The organism is Beijerinckia mobilis, from assembly GCF_000745425.1.
Taxonomy (GTDB): domain Bacteria; phylum Pseudomonadota; class Alphaproteobacteria; order Rhizobiales; family Beijerinckiaceae; genus Beijerinckia; species Beijerinckia mobilis.
Genome location: NZ_JQJH01000041.1, coordinates 1 through 12,654 on the forward strand (window position 1 = coordinate 1; position 12,654 = coordinate 12,654).

Here is a 12,654-nt window from a genome sequence, read left to right on the forward strand (position 1 = left end):
TAGCCTCAAACGCCGGCGCGGGCCTCCGCCCGCTCGGCCTTGCGAACGCCTCGGCGTTCGGGTGCACAAAATCATAATCCAGTTTGCTTCCCTTCGCCTGCCTTTTGCCGGCCTGGTGACTTTTGCAAAGTGATCAGACCCGATCCCATCCCGAACTCGGCCGTCAAACGCTTTCGCGCCAATGGTACTTTGTCTCAAGACACGGGAGAGTAGGTCGTTGCCAGGCCTGCAAAAGGCACGCGTAAGGTTCCCTTTCCACATATCACATCCAATGCGGTGCAATCTAAATTCCTTGCCCGCATCACTCCATGCCGCGGGGTGGAGCAGCTTCTGCTCGTGACCGTAGATTCTTAAATATTCATTGGCCCGCCCCCTATGGCGGGCCTTTTGTTTTTGGGAATTCTTCAATAAATTCGTCTCATCAGTCGGTCTAAGCGCATCAAGTGACGAAATTTCAATCCTATAGATTCTCGGTTGCGCCAATGATGGAATGGACCGATCGGCATTGCCGGTTTTTCCATCGCCTTCTTTCCCGGCGCATGGGTCTCTATACGGAAATGATCACGAGCGCTGCCCTGCTACATGGACAGGTCGATCGTCTTCTGGCTTTTGATAAGGCGGAACATCCGGTCGCGGTGCAACTCGGCGGATCGGAACCACGCGATCTGGCGGCGGCTGCAAGGATCTGCGCGGATTTCGGCTATGATGAAATCAACCTCAACATTGGTTGTCCATCTGAACGCGTACAGAGCGGCGCTTTCGGAGCATGTCTCATGCTCGAGCCGGATCTCGTCGCTGATTGCGTCGCGGCAATCAAGGCTACTGTCGATCTGCCCGTCACTGTCAAATGTCGAATCGGCGTTGATGATCAGGATCCGCGGAAGGCTTTATGGACTTTGAGCTCCGCCGTGATCGCTGCGGGGTGCGATGGGCTCATCGTCCATGCACGCAAAGCCTGGCTAAAAGGCCTGTCTCCACGGCAGAATCGGGATGTCCCACCGCTTGATTATCCACTCGTGCGAGCCTTGAAGCGGGACTATCCCGATGTGCCGATCCTTTTGAATGGGGGGCTCGTGACGCTTGAGGCCATGCGCGAAGAAGTGCGTCATGTCGATGGAATCATGGTCGGGCGCGCTGCCTATCAGGAGCCTGGGCTGTTGCTCGCGGTCGATCCCCTTTTTTACGGCGAGGATGCTCCTTTTGCCGATCCGCTCCAAGTGATCGAAGCTTTCGTCCCCTATATCGAGGCCCGCCGCGCGGAAAATGTGCCGCTCCATGCGATGACACGGCATATTCTAGGGCTTTTTAACGGACGGCCTGGCGCACGTGCTTTTCGGCGTCATCTGGCGACGGAGGGGCTCGCCAGGGACGCCGGCCCGGAGGTTCTGCGTGCTGCAGTGGCCCATGTGGCTCGCTATAGGGGCGGCGACGGCAGGCAGGATCGCATCCCTGCCTGAATTCCCTTGCGCGATCGCGGCAATTAAACCGCCCTGCCCAGCCGGCCGGCGAGATCCTGAATATATTGCCAGGCGGTGCGGCCAGACCTTGCCCCGCGTGTGATCGCCCATTCGAGCGACTCATGTTCCAATTGCGGCCGATCGATCGCAAGCCCGAGATGATCCGCATAGCCGAAGATCATGGTGAGATAATCCTCCTGCGAACAGGAGTGAAAACCGAGCCAGAGACCGAATCGGTCAGAGAGGGAGATTTTCTCTTCGACAGCCTCGCCCGGATTGATGGCGCTTGACCGCTCATTATCAATCATCTGACGGGCAAGTATGTGCCGGCGGTTAGAGGTCGCATAAAAGAGAACATTTTGCGGACGTCCTTCGATACCACCCTCGAGCACCGCCTTCAGCGATTTATAGCTGGTATCCTCGGCATCGAAAGAAAGATCGTCGCAGAAAATCACGAAACGATAGGGGACCTCGCGCATGAAGCCCATCAGGACCGGCAGGCTGTCGATATCTTCGCGATGGATCTCAACGAGTTTCAAAGGCAGGAAGCCAAGTGTACCAGCGAGCCGGTCGTTGATCTCGGCATGCACCGCTTTGACGAGGGATGATTTTCCCATGCCGCGCGCGCCCCACAAAAGGGCGTTGTTGGCGGCGAACCCCCTGGCAAAACGCTCTGTATTATCGGTCAAAAGATCGCGCAGCCGGTCGATGCCGCGCAGGAGACTGATTTCGACGCGATTGACCTTGTTGACAGGTTGCAAGCTGGAGCGCGCCGCATGCCATACGAAAGCGTCGGCCGCTTCGAAATCGGGTGTTTCAGGTGCTGCGGGAATCAGTTTTTCGAGAGCAGCGGCGATTCGTTCGAGCGCGAGGGCGGCGGGATCACTCCAGGAGGATTCGGCCGGTCTTTTGGAGTCGGAATGGGTCATGACGGGCTAAGGATCGCTTCGCGAGGGGAGGAAGGAGGATGGAAGAGAACAGGACAGTAGGTGAGCTTCGAATCCTACCCCAATTTCCGTGCCCCGGGCTTTCAAATCTCTTCGGGGAAATCCCCGATCAGCCGGGAAAATCGGTGCAAGCGGCGTTATTCTCACGGAAAGACGTATGGTCGACGTCAAAAAGGTTGTCGCTTCGGGCCGCGCAGACTATGGATCAAGCCGCAATAAAGCTTTGTAAGAAGGATCGGGCATCCGCGTGACAAGCCATTGTGGATAGTCCGGCCCGGCTACAGGAGATAGGAGAGGATCGTGATCACACCGGCCTTCGCTCAAGCCGCCGGCTCTTCGGGAGTTGGAGCCTCCGATTTGATTCTCCAGGTGGCGCCCTTCGGCCTCATCCTCATCATCATGTATTTCTTGATCATTCGTCCGCAGCAGAAACGGGCGAAAGAACATGCCGATGTCATCAAGAATATCCGGCGCGGCGACACGATCGTGATGAACGGCGGCCTGATCGGTAAGGTCAGCAAAGTGACCGATGATGCCGAGGTCGAAATTGAAATCGCTCAAAACGTCAAAGTCCGTGTGGTACGCGCAATGATTGCCGATGTGCGCTCCAAGGGCGAGCCGGTCAAGGACGCATAAGCGGCTCATCCTTGAAGGATGTGGGCTATCGGCCGTTGAACCAATCGCGTTCGCGTCGCCCGCCCTTGGCGGATTTTTCGTTTCCTGAATAGTTTCGGCTCCGCGATTGAAAGATTTACGGATCGCTCCTTTAGAAAGTACCTGATTGCATGCTGCGTTTCGCGACCTGGAAAATTGTCTCGATCATCGGCATGACGCTGTTTGCTTTTCTCGTCATCGTCCCGAGCCTGTTCACACAAGCGCAGCGTGAAGCTTTGAGCGCCCATCTGCCGAGTTGGCTTCCGATGCATTCTATTGTGCTTGGTCTCGACTTGCAGGGCGGATCGCATGTCCTGCTCGAGGTCGACCAGGCCTCGGTTTTGCGCACGCAGATCGACACTTTGCGTGACGACGTCCGGCGCGTCCTGCGTGAGGATAAAATCGGTATCGCGGGGGGCATCGGCGTGCTGCCGCGCGGCGTCCAGTTTCGTCTCGCCAATCCGGCCGAGCGGGCGCGCCTCATGCCGCGGCTTGAGCAATTGGCCGGAACGACGGGCATCAATCTGCTCGGGGGCAATCGTGCTGCCGCATTCGATATCGTCAACAAGGATGATGGCCTCATCCAGTTGATTGTGACCGAGGCCGCCATCAATGATCGCATCCACCGCGCTGTCGACCAATCGATCGAGGTTCTGCGGCGTCGCGTCGACGCTCTCGGAACGACGGAACCGACGCTTCAGCGCCAGGGGAATAACAGGATCGTTGTCGAGGTGCCGGGTCTCCAGGATACGTCCAAGCTCAAGGAAATTCTTGGCACGACAGCGAAACTGGAGTTCCGTCTCGTCGCCCAGCCGGGTGCCGATCCCTCCGAGGTGGAACAACTGGAACAGGTCGACGGCGGCACTCTACCGATCGAGAAACGGGTGATGGTCCAGGGCGAAGATCTCGTGGACGCTCAACCGGGTTTCGACAGCCGCACCCAGGAACCAGTGGTCAATTTCCGTTTCAATGTCCGCGGTGGTCAGAAATTTGGTGAAGTGACAGCGGCGAATGTCGGCCGGCCTTTCGCCATCGTTCTTGATGGCAAAGTCATTTCGGCGCCACGCATTCTGAGCCCGATCACTGGTGGATCGGGGCAGATCTCCGGCCGCTTTACGGTCGAGCAGGCGAATAATCTCTCCATTCTGCTGCGTGCCGGCGCATTGCCCGCCAAGCTGACCATTGTAGAGGAACGCACAGTCGGTCCGGGCCTGGGGCAGGACTCGATCAATGCCGGCAAACGCGCCGCCTATGTCGGCGCATTTCTGGTTGCCGCCTATATGCTCGTGACCTACGGCATCTTCGGCGTCTTCGCCAATCTCGCCTTGCTGGTCCATATTGCATTCATCTTTGCAGGGCTCATCCTGCTCGGTGCCACGCTCACCTTACCGGGCATTGCCGGCATCGTCCTCACTATCGGTATGGCGGTCGATTCCAACGTGCTGATCTATGAGCGCATTCGCGAGGAGGCTCACGCGGGCCGTTCCATCGTTTCCGCACTCGATGCCGGTTTCAACCGCGCCTTTGCGACGATCGTCGATTCCAATGTCACGATGTTCGTCGCGGCTGCGATTCTTTATTTCCTGGGTTCGGGTCCGGTCCGCGGTTTCGCCGTTTCCCTGGCGCTCGGCATTCTCACGACCATTATCACTGCCGTGACGATGACCCGGATGATGATCACGCTTTGGTATCGCTCGAAACGGCCGACCCGCCTGCCGATTTGAGCCCCTTTGCGGACTCTTGAAAAGGCTTGCAACCTTCGATTGGGATTTTCGATGAAACTGCTGCGCCTCGCGCCTGAAAATACCCACTATCCCTTCATGCGCCTGCGCCGGCTGAGCTATCCCTTTTCGGCCCTGCTGTCGATTCTGGCGGTGACGATCTTCCTGACCTGGGGCATGAATTTCGGAATCGATTTCTCCGGCGGCACGCTGATGGAGATGCGGGCGAAGGACGGTCCAGCCGATCTGGTCGAATTACGCGCGCTCGGGGAACATCTGGATATAGGCGATATCGAAGTGCAGGGTTTCGGCACGCCCTCTGATGTCACTCTGCGCTTTGGCGTTCAGCCCGGTGGCGACTCCGCGCAGGAAGCTGCCGTCAATAGGATTCGTCAGACGATCGGCGATCGTTACGACATTCGCCGTATCGAGGTCGTGGGGCCGCGTGTATCCGGTGAGCTCGTCCAGTCGGGCACTCTCGGTGTCGTGCTCTCGATCATTGCCGTGCTTGGCTACCTCTGGTTCCGTTTCGAATGGCAATTCGCGGTCGGCGCGATCATCGCGACCATGCATGATCTTTTGCTGACCGTGGGGTTCTTTTCCGTCACGCAACTCGAATTCAACACGACCTCGATCGCGGCCATTCTGACCATCGTCGGCTATTCGCTTAATGAGACGGTGGTGGTGCTCGACCGTATCCGCGAAATGATGAAGAAATATCGCAAGATTCCGACAGATCAATTAATTGATCTGTCTGTGAATGCAGTGCTTCCGCGTACGATCATGACGGCGACCACTGTGTTCCTGGCGCTTTTGTCTCTGGTGGTTTTCGGTGGTCATGTCATTCGCTCCTTTTCCCTCGCTATGATCTGGGGCATTGTGGTCGCGACCTATTCTTCCGTGTTCATCTGTTCGCCGATGCTGATCTATCTCGGTTTGCGCAATGAGACCTCGGAGACGGTGAAAGGCGAGCAGACTTCTACCAAACCCGCTGTCTGAGCATGCTATTTTGCAAATCCTTCGACGAAACCCGCTAGAAGGGCCCGGCAGAGCCGTTTATTAAAAACCTCAGGGTCTTGCCTCGCAAGGCAAAGCTTTCAAGCATTTGTGTTTCGCGGTGCCACTTGTCGCCGAGGGCAGGTGGTCGTGATAGGCGCCATGCTTCGACCAAAATATCCTGGCCGGTATGCCCAGCGGGGATAGGTTTGACCGCGTGGCTTCGGTTTTCCGCTCGCTGGACTTGCGGATGGTATCAATCCGGATCAATCGAAAGGAGCGGCCGGCATGGTACAGGGGTTTCTGCCGGGGCAGCATACATTGGAAGGCTATGGCAACGGCGGCTTCCGTTTCGGTGGTATGTCGCATCGTGGCTCCATTCTCGCCCTTCCGTCGGGTATTCGGAGTTGGGGCCCCGTCATGCCAAAGGAGATCGATCTCGCATCGCTGGAGCCCGTCCTCGCCGAGCCGAAAGGAACGATTGACCATTTGTTGATCGGAACGGGAGTTGATCTTGTTCCGTTGCCCGCCGTGATCATGCAGGCATTGCGTGATGCCGGCATCAGGCCCGAACCCATGCCGACGGGCGCCGCGGCGCGGACCTATCCGATTTTGCTGGGAGAAAAGCGCCTCGTCGCGGCGGCGCTGCTGGCGGTGCCGTGATGCATGCACAAACGGAAGATTACAAATATTGCGAAGAGATGGTCCGGCGTGACGATCCGGATCGTTGGCTGGCATCGCTTTTTATCGAACAGCCTTTCCGCAAACATGTTTATGCGCTTTACGCCTTCAACCTTGAAATTGGCCGCACACGCGAAATCATAACCGAGCCGATCCTCGGTGAGATCCGTTTTCAATGGTGGCGCGAAACTTTGGAGAAGGCGGCGGAGGAGAGTACACAGAACGGAGAATGGCAGGGTCAGGTCTCGGCTAATCCCGTTGCTGCTGCCGTTATCGACACGCTGACACGTTTCTCCTTGCCGGGACAGAAGCTGCTCGACATGATCGAGGCGCGCACATTCGATCTTTATGATGCGCCCATGCGGACGCTCGCCGAGCTTGAGGATTATGGACGCGCGACGGCTTCCACTTTGTTCTTTCTCGTCGCCTGTGTGCTCGGAGGCCGGGTCGAGGAAGAATGGATGCAGGTCGCCGAGCCGGCGGGCCTCGCTTACGGTCTGACTGGCCTTATGCGCGCCTTGCCATGGCACAGCGCGCGCGGACAGGTTTACGTTCCGTGCGAATTATTGACGAAACATTGCGCCGATCCGGAAGAGGTCATCGGTGGCATCGCCGCGCCCGGTGTGCTCGCGACCCTTGCGGATTTGCGGGTATTCGGCCGTCAGCAGATCGGCGTGTTCGAGCAGCGTATCAAGAACGTGCCTTTAAAAGCGCGTGCGGCTTTCCTCCCGGTTTCGATGGCGCCCGCCTATCTGAAGCAGATGGACAGGCATGGCTATGCGCCGTTCAAGGATGTGATCATTCTGCCGCAATGGCGCAAACAATGGATTCTTTGGCGCGCCTCGCACCGTCTGAGACAGGTATGAATGCCTGTGGTAATAAACAGAAAGCCCCCGCATTGCGGGGGCTTTCTGTTGAAGACGGGACTTGCCGTGCGGAAATCAGGTCAGATCGCTGCGCGGGTGGTAGGGTCTTGATTTTTCCCATTCCTGCATGAGCGTCACGAGATTGGGATCGGCTTCCTTCTCCTTGGGGAGAACGATGCGCAGGGTCGCGAAAAGGTCACCGCTCTTGCCGTCGCCGCTGGGCAGGCCTTTGCCGCGCAATCTCAAGGTCTGTCCACCATTCGATCCGGCGGGGACGTTGAGTTCGACCATGCCATCAAGGGTCGGCACATTGACCTTGGCGCCGAGCACGGCCTCGTAAAGGGTGATCGGCAAATCGAGCCGCAAATCATGGCCGTCGACGCGGAAATAGGGGTGCTTGGAGACATGCACTGTGACCAGAGCGTCGCCTGTTTCGCCTCCAAACGGGCTCGGCTGGCCCTGACCCTTAAGGCGAATTTGCTTGCCATCTTCGATCCCAGCCGGAACCGTGATTTCAAGCGTCTTGCCGGTCGGCAGGGTCACGCGCGTCTTCGCGCCCTTGACGGAATCGGCAAGGCTGACAGTCACATTGGCGTTGACATCCTCGCCGCGCGGAGGCGCCTGGTTGCGGCCGCTGCGCCGTCCGGAAGTGGCGCCGGAAAACAGATCGCTGAACAGATCGCTGGCATCGAAACCCTGCGTGCCGAACCCCTGGCCGCCAGGCCTACCGCCAAAGTTGAATTCGTAGCTCTCAAATCCACCGCCGGGCCGTCGGCCACCGCCGCCCATGCCTTGTTCAAACCCCTCGAAACCATGGAAACGCGGCTTGCCCTCGGCGTCTATCTCGCCGCGATCGAAGGCCGCCCGTTTCTTCTCGTCGCCGAGAATTTCATAGGCGGCACTGACTTCGGCGAATTTATCCTTGGCCTTGGGATCCGTGCTCTGGTCGGGGTGATATTTCTTTGCGAGCTTTCGAAAAGCTTTTTTGATTTCGGCGGCATCGGCTGATTTCGATACGCCTAAAACCGTATATGGATCACGCATTAAGAGCCCACTCCACCGCTTGCCCTCGCTCGGCGCAAGCGCTCACGTCTCGTATTGCATGTGGGATCGTCAACGCCAAGGTGCAAGACGGAGGAGCCTTTTTGCCAGGTTTTTCCCGAGCAATTCTCCGGAAGAGCTCTGTCGGACGTCCGCGTCTTATCGCCTCAGACGATGACGCGATAAGTTGCCTCGCGGTTTGGTACCATTGAATGTCCCGGCGGCTTCCATTTCCGAACTTGCATGATGGGGACGTGGCTCAGGAAGCCCCGGATTCGCGTTTTTCGATTTCGACGATCGTCCAGTCCTTGCCCTCGGTATTGCATGCGCGGCCGGTAAGGGTACGCGTGACCTGCACTTGCGTAATTTCGGCATCGAAACGCATGCATTTGCGCCCTTTAGGTGCAGGTGCCTTGCCCGCCGCCTTGAACGAACCCTTGATATTTGTGCGCGGATTCGCCCAATCGATCGTCCGTCCATTCGCCGAGGGATCGAGAGCAGCGGCGAGGGCGGAAGCAGAAAGGCGCTTGTCATCATTGTCGAGACCCGGCGCGAGCGGCAGCGAATCGATGGTTTTGACGGGCAGCGAGCCGGTTATCGTTTCACGGTCGATCAGTGGCGACATGGGGATCGAGACGGAACAACCAACGAGCATAAAGGCGGAAAAGGCGATGATCGGTAGCGATACCATCGAGGAAACAGAGCATCCGCCGCGCGTGATCACATCAGGCGAACCAGCGGCAGAATTTTCATTTTCGTGCCATTCTTCCTGATTCCCCCGAATCCAGGTGCGCCCCGCAAGATCCCAATTTGGCACGTTCGACACCTGCCTGACCCTTTAATTCGTGTTGGAATTCCCGTCTTCTGAACGGCAGTGTTCACAATTCATGACAAATGAATCGCGAACGAGGCATTGCCCTCTTGCTCTCGAACAGGTGAGAATCCTTTCCAAACCGAGGTATCATTCCTTCGGATCCCGGTATTATGCCACGCGATCCTCAGTGTTATATCAATTGCTCGGTCGTGAAGGGATTTCCGCTTGGTCGAAGATCCTCTTTCGCCAATTCAGAAGCTTTCGTTCGGAGAAACTAGCGTGAATGAGTTAATGGGCCGTGACTTCGATACGGACGCTGACCCTTTCAAACTGTTTGCGGCATGGTTCGCAGAAGCCGAAAAAAGCGAAATCAACGACCCCAACGCGATGGCGCTGGCGACAGCCGATGCCGAGGGATTACCAGATGTGCGCATGGTGCTGTTGAAGGCGTTCAGTCCGGAAGGTTTTGTTTTCTATAGCAATGCCGAAAGCGCCAAGGGGCGGCAGCTCGCGGTCAATATGCAGGCCGCCGCGGTCTTGCACTGGAAGTCCCTGCGCCGGCAAATCCGCTTTCGCGGCAAGGTGGTGCAGGTCGATGCGGCAGAGGCGGATGCCTATTTCGCCAGCCGCCCGCTGCAGAGCCGGATTGGTGCCTGGGCGAGCCAGCAATCGCGTCCGCTTGAAAGCCGGTTCGCTCTTGAAACGGCGGTCGCTAAATTTGCCGCCAAACATGCGCTCACGCCGCTTGAACGCCCGCCTTATTGGATCGGCTATCGCATCGTGCCGGAAACGATCGAATTCTGGTCAGATGGCGCCTTCCGGTTGCACGACCGGGTCCGCTTCACTCGCGAGGAAGGTGCCAATGTCTGGACACGGCAACGGCTCTATCCTTGAAACAACGCCTTGAATGATTCTTCGATAATAGAAAGCCTCGCTGAGGATTCCCACTTGTTGAGCGATGTGCCTCCCTGCATCAATTCCCGTCCAATCCGACATTGGCATTCACCCGTGCCTGCCTGTTGAGCATCTTTTGCATGTGACGCAGTATGACCGTGCGGAAGGCATGGGTACGATCTTCGGTCAGGGCCGCAAATAATCGGCTCACGATCATGATCATCAACAATGTCGCAAACATGATTGCCAAGCTTGTCGTATCATAGGGAAGACGCTGGTTCAGCAAGCCGAGTTTGTAGAGCACGGCCATGGCGATGAGACACAGAGGGAAATGGATGACATAGAGAGAATAGGAAAAATCGGCCAAGCTTCTACCCAGCGCTCCGGCGAAGTTGTAATGCGCCCAATTCGTATGGGCGACTAGGAACGCGGTTGCGACGCCGAGGAAATAGGGTGGCAGCAGATAAATCCGATCCAGGATGAGAACGCCGAGAAACAGAGCGATCCCAAGATATTGGAGGATGACTCCGCGTAGGATCTGATGATCGAAAACGAGGCGCGCAGCAACACCCATGACCCAGATGGAGCCGAGTAGAACGATTGCAGGATTGTTCTTCAGGCTGAGGACGAAGAGAAGCACCGCATAGGCGATGAGGATTATGGCACCGGGTGTTGTAACACGCCGTATGAGCAGCACGATGGCCAAAGCAAAGATATAGTAGAACCATTCGAAGGCCAAAGACCACAAAGGCCCGTCGGAAAGCAGTGTGCGTGTATAGAATTCATTGAAGAGAAAGAAGGATCCAAGCCACGATCTCCAGTCTTTATCAAGATCGATTGGATACCTGATAGCCCAACCCCAGGAGGGCTCTGCCATGAAGGGTGCATTGGGGATAAAAAGCAGAAGGCCAGCGAAGATAATGGCCGTCAACAGCATGGCAGGCCAGAGAACGATGAAAATGCGGCTGAAGCGGTCGACCAGAAACCGTGGCCATTGACGCTCGATATCCTCGGCGATGACGAGATCGAGGATCTTCCTTCCAACGAGAAAACCACTCAGAATGAAGAAGATGATGACGGCGTCGGGCCCATATCCGGCAATCCAGTAAAGCGCCTTGGCGAAGAGCGATGGATGATCGACGAGCGGATAGTCGACGAGAATATTCTGCCGCAGGTGAGAAATGACGACAAGAAGCGCCGCAATCCAGCGAAGATGAAAAAGGATTGTCAGCGAATGCCTGCGTGAAACTTGCGGCTTCAGCAAGGCGGCAAGGGATGCTTGTATGGGCATACTGACGGCCATTCTATTTCCTCGCAGCCGAGAAAATTGTCGAGAACAGGAAATTGAGAAAACTCATAGTCTTGTGGAATCAATACCGGCCTTAGGGAACTGCAGCCCTCTGAGACAGGAAATGCAGGGAGAATTCCGCCTTATTGCGGAAAAGCATAGCTGGAAACCAGAAGTTTGTCAGACCGATCTTGCAGCAGCCTGCATGGTCATCGGGCGTTCGGCGCCTTGGCGGTGCCTTGTCCACAGAACCGGCGGAACACTCCTTCAACGCGGTCAATCACCCTGAGCATTTCGTCTTTCTTATCCCGCAGGCATCAGCCGATTATATGAATTCCAAAGGATGGTGAAGCAATTGAGGTGAAAGTAAAATTATACCGAATCCCGATGAACCCGTTGCATCGGGATTGCTTTTTGGAAAGCTGGCTTCCACACGGGTGAGTCGGCGGGCTTTCCGCCGGCCGGCGTGATCATGGGAGAGCATGAGCGTGAGCGCTTTGTAAAATCGTTCCTGCAGGAAAGTCATCGCATTATCATATGTATCTGTCGGGAATAGTCGATCTCTCTGTGTTTGTGATAGCGGATACGTCTTCCGATATCTCAATGAGACTGGCCTTGTATATGATCCTGTCGACCGAGAATATTTTGTGCAAGCTTTGCCCCTCACTCTGCTCGGATTACATTAGGGCGTTGATGGGATTCAGGCTTTCCATGCTTGCACGGAGATGACTTTTCGACGACATTGCAGACGATGGTGATGGGAATCTTACCCGCGCGCCGCGTGAGAGATGTGATCTGCTTCCCATGCTCGGCGGCATCGCTGTGCTGTACGAGGAACTGGTGTGCTCTGTGATGCCAATGTCAAGGAGATGGCGCGCACTTACAACCATCTGATCATTTCGCGGCCCTGTAAAAACTACTAGGCGGTAGTGATGATTTAACTATCTGAGCCATATGGCTATGGCGGCAAGTTTGACGAAGCCCATGAAGTTGGCAAGCAACTCGTCATAGCGGGTCGCCACCCGCCTGAACTGCTTGAGCTTGTTGAAAAAACGCTCCACCAGATTGCGTTCCTTGTAAAGCTCGGTGTCGTAGAGCCGCTGAACCTTGCGATTGCGCTTGGGTGGAATGACGATCTCGCTGCCTTGTCCGGTAATCTTCTTGTGCAGATGGTTCGCGTCGTAGCCTTTGTCGGCGAGAGTTGCAGTCGCGTCAAATCCATCAATGAGTTCATGCGCGCGAGTGATATCGTTTTCCTGGCCCGGTCCTCCGATTAGCCGGACCGGATTGCCAAG

12 protein-coding genes and 1 rRNA gene are annotated in these 12,654 nt (G+C 56.5%); 8 read left to right on the plus strand and 5 right to left on the minus strand.

Annotated features, from left to right (window positions below; genetic code table 11):
* Nucleotides 1-111: 111 nt before the first annotated feature.
* Nucleotides 112-226, plus strand: a 5S ribosomal RNA gene (rrf, locus tag DL88_RS17885).
* 217 nt (nucleotides 227-443) lie between these two features.
* Nucleotides 444-1,457, plus strand: coding sequence for a tRNA dihydrouridine(20/20a) synthase DusA (dusA, locus tag DL88_RS17890; protein WP_084705280.1), 1,014 nt, complete (start codon nucleotides 444-446; stop codon nucleotides 1,455-1,457).
* A gap of 23 nt (nucleotides 1,458-1,480) precedes the next feature.
* Here the strand turns inward: dusA and DL88_RS17895 are convergent, their stop codons facing one another.
* The gene (locus DL88_RS17895) at nucleotides 1,481-2,386 is read right to left on the minus strand and encodes an ATP-binding protein (protein ID WP_034999284.1); all 906 of its coding nucleotides are present in this window, start codon (nucleotides 2,384-2,386) and stop codon (nucleotides 1,481-1,483) included.
* A gap of 318 nt (nucleotides 2,387-2,704) precedes the next feature.
* On the opposite strand from DL88_RS17895, the gene yajC reads away from it, so the two are divergent.
* From yajC to DL88_RS17925, 5 genes are all read left to right on the plus strand, one after another.
* Entirely contained in the window at nucleotides 2,705-3,040 is a 336-nt protein-coding gene (gene yajC / locus DL88_RS17905; protein ID WP_084705281.1) for a preprotein translocase subunit YajC, read from the plus strand.
* 149 nt (nucleotides 3,041-3,189) lie between these two features.
* A complete protein-coding gene (secD, locus tag DL88_RS17910; RefSeq protein WP_034999290.1) occupies nucleotides 3,190-4,782 on the plus strand; it encodes a protein translocase subunit SecD in 1,593 nt (530 codons plus the stop codon).
* 51 nt (nucleotides 4,783-4,833) lie between these two features.
* On the plus strand, nucleotides 4,834-5,778 hold the full coding sequence (secF, locus tag DL88_RS17915; RefSeq protein ID WP_034999292.1) for a protein translocase subunit SecF: 945 nt from the start codon (nucleotides 4,834-4,836) through the stop codon (nucleotides 5,776-5,778).
* A 285-nt stretch (nucleotides 5,779-6,063) separates the two neighbouring features.
* Complete coding sequence (locus DL88_RS17920) at nucleotides 6,064-6,438, plus strand: Mth938-like domain-containing protein (RefSeq protein ID WP_034999294.1); 375 nt, start codon at nucleotides 6,064-6,066, stop codon at nucleotides 6,436-6,438.
* Entirely contained in the window at nucleotides 6,438-7,322 is an 885-nt protein-coding gene (locus DL88_RS17925; protein WP_034999309.1) for a phytoene/squalene synthase family protein, read from the plus strand. Before DL88_RS17920 ends, DL88_RS17925 begins: the two co-directional genes overlap by 1 nt.
* A gap of 75 nt (nucleotides 7,323-7,397) precedes the next feature.
* Here DL88_RS17925 and DL88_RS17930 read toward each other — a convergent pair whose 3' ends face one another.
* The gene (locus DL88_RS17930; protein WP_034999297.1) at nucleotides 7,398-8,366 is read right to left on the minus strand and encodes a DnaJ C-terminal domain-containing protein; all 969 of its coding nucleotides are present in this window, start codon (nucleotides 8,364-8,366) and stop codon (nucleotides 7,398-7,400) included.
* 256 nt (nucleotides 8,367-8,622) lie between these two features.
* Complete coding sequence (locus DL88_RS19645) at nucleotides 8,623-9,054, minus strand: RT0821/Lpp0805 family surface protein (protein WP_156971191.1); 432 nt, start codon at nucleotides 9,052-9,054, stop codon at nucleotides 8,623-8,625.
* Between the two features lie 414 nt (nucleotides 9,055-9,468).
* Between DL88_RS19645 and pdxH the strand changes: the two genes are divergently transcribed.
* The gene (gene pdxH, locus DL88_RS17940) at nucleotides 9,469-10,071 is read left to right on the plus strand and encodes a pyridoxamine 5'-phosphate oxidase (RefSeq protein ID WP_156971192.1); all 603 of its coding nucleotides are present in this window, start codon (nucleotides 9,469-9,471) and stop codon (nucleotides 10,069-10,071) included.
* A gap of 79 nt (nucleotides 10,072-10,150) precedes the next feature.
* Here the strand turns inward: pdxH and DL88_RS17945 are convergent, their stop codons facing one another.
* Nucleotides 10,151-11,374: an acyltransferase family protein gene (locus DL88_RS17945; protein ID WP_034999300.1), complete on the minus strand. Its 1,224-nt coding sequence runs from the start codon at nucleotides 11,372-11,374 to the stop codon at nucleotides 10,151-10,153.
* A gap of 926 nt (nucleotides 11,375-12,300) precedes the next feature.
* The coding region (locus DL88_RS17960) for an IS5 family transposase (RefSeq protein ID WP_034999305.1) at nucleotides 12,301-12,654 on the minus strand (354 nt) is incomplete at its 5' end.

Excerpts from the sequence above, each read along its gene's own strand:
- DL88_RS17895 (WP_034999284.1), bottom strand. The coding sequence starts at position 2,386 with ATGACCCATTCCGACTCCAAAAGACCGGCCGAATCCTCCTGGAGTGAT.
- secD (WP_034999290.1), top strand. The coding sequence starts at position 3,190 with ATGCTGCGTTTCGCGACCTGGAAAATTGTCTCGATCATCGGCATGACG.
- secF (WP_034999292.1), top strand. The coding sequence starts at position 4,834 with ATGAAACTGCTGCGCCTCGCGCCTGAAAATACCCACTATCCCTTCATG.
- DL88_RS17920 (WP_034999294.1), top strand. The coding sequence starts at position 6,064 with ATGGTACAGGGGTTTCTGCCGGGGCAGCATACATTGGAAGGCTATGGC.
- DL88_RS17925 (WP_034999309.1), top strand. The coding sequence starts at position 6,438 with ATGCATGCACAAACGGAAGATTACAAATATTGCGAAGAGATGGTCCGG.
- DL88_RS17930 (WP_034999297.1), bottom strand. The coding sequence starts at position 8,366 with ATGCGTGATCCATATACGGTTTTAGGCGTATCGAAATCAGCCGATGCC.
- DL88_RS19645 (WP_156971191.1), bottom strand. The coding sequence starts at position 9,054 with ATGGTATCGCTACCGATCATCGCCTTTTCCGCCTTTATGCTCGTTGGT.
- pdxH (WP_156971192.1), top strand. The coding sequence starts at position 9,469 with ATGGGCCGTGACTTCGATACGGACGCTGACCCTTTCAAACTGTTTGCG.
- DL88_RS17945 (WP_034999300.1), bottom strand. The coding sequence starts at position 11,374 with ATGGCCGTCAGTATGCCCATACAAGCATCCCTTGCCGCCTTGCTGAAG.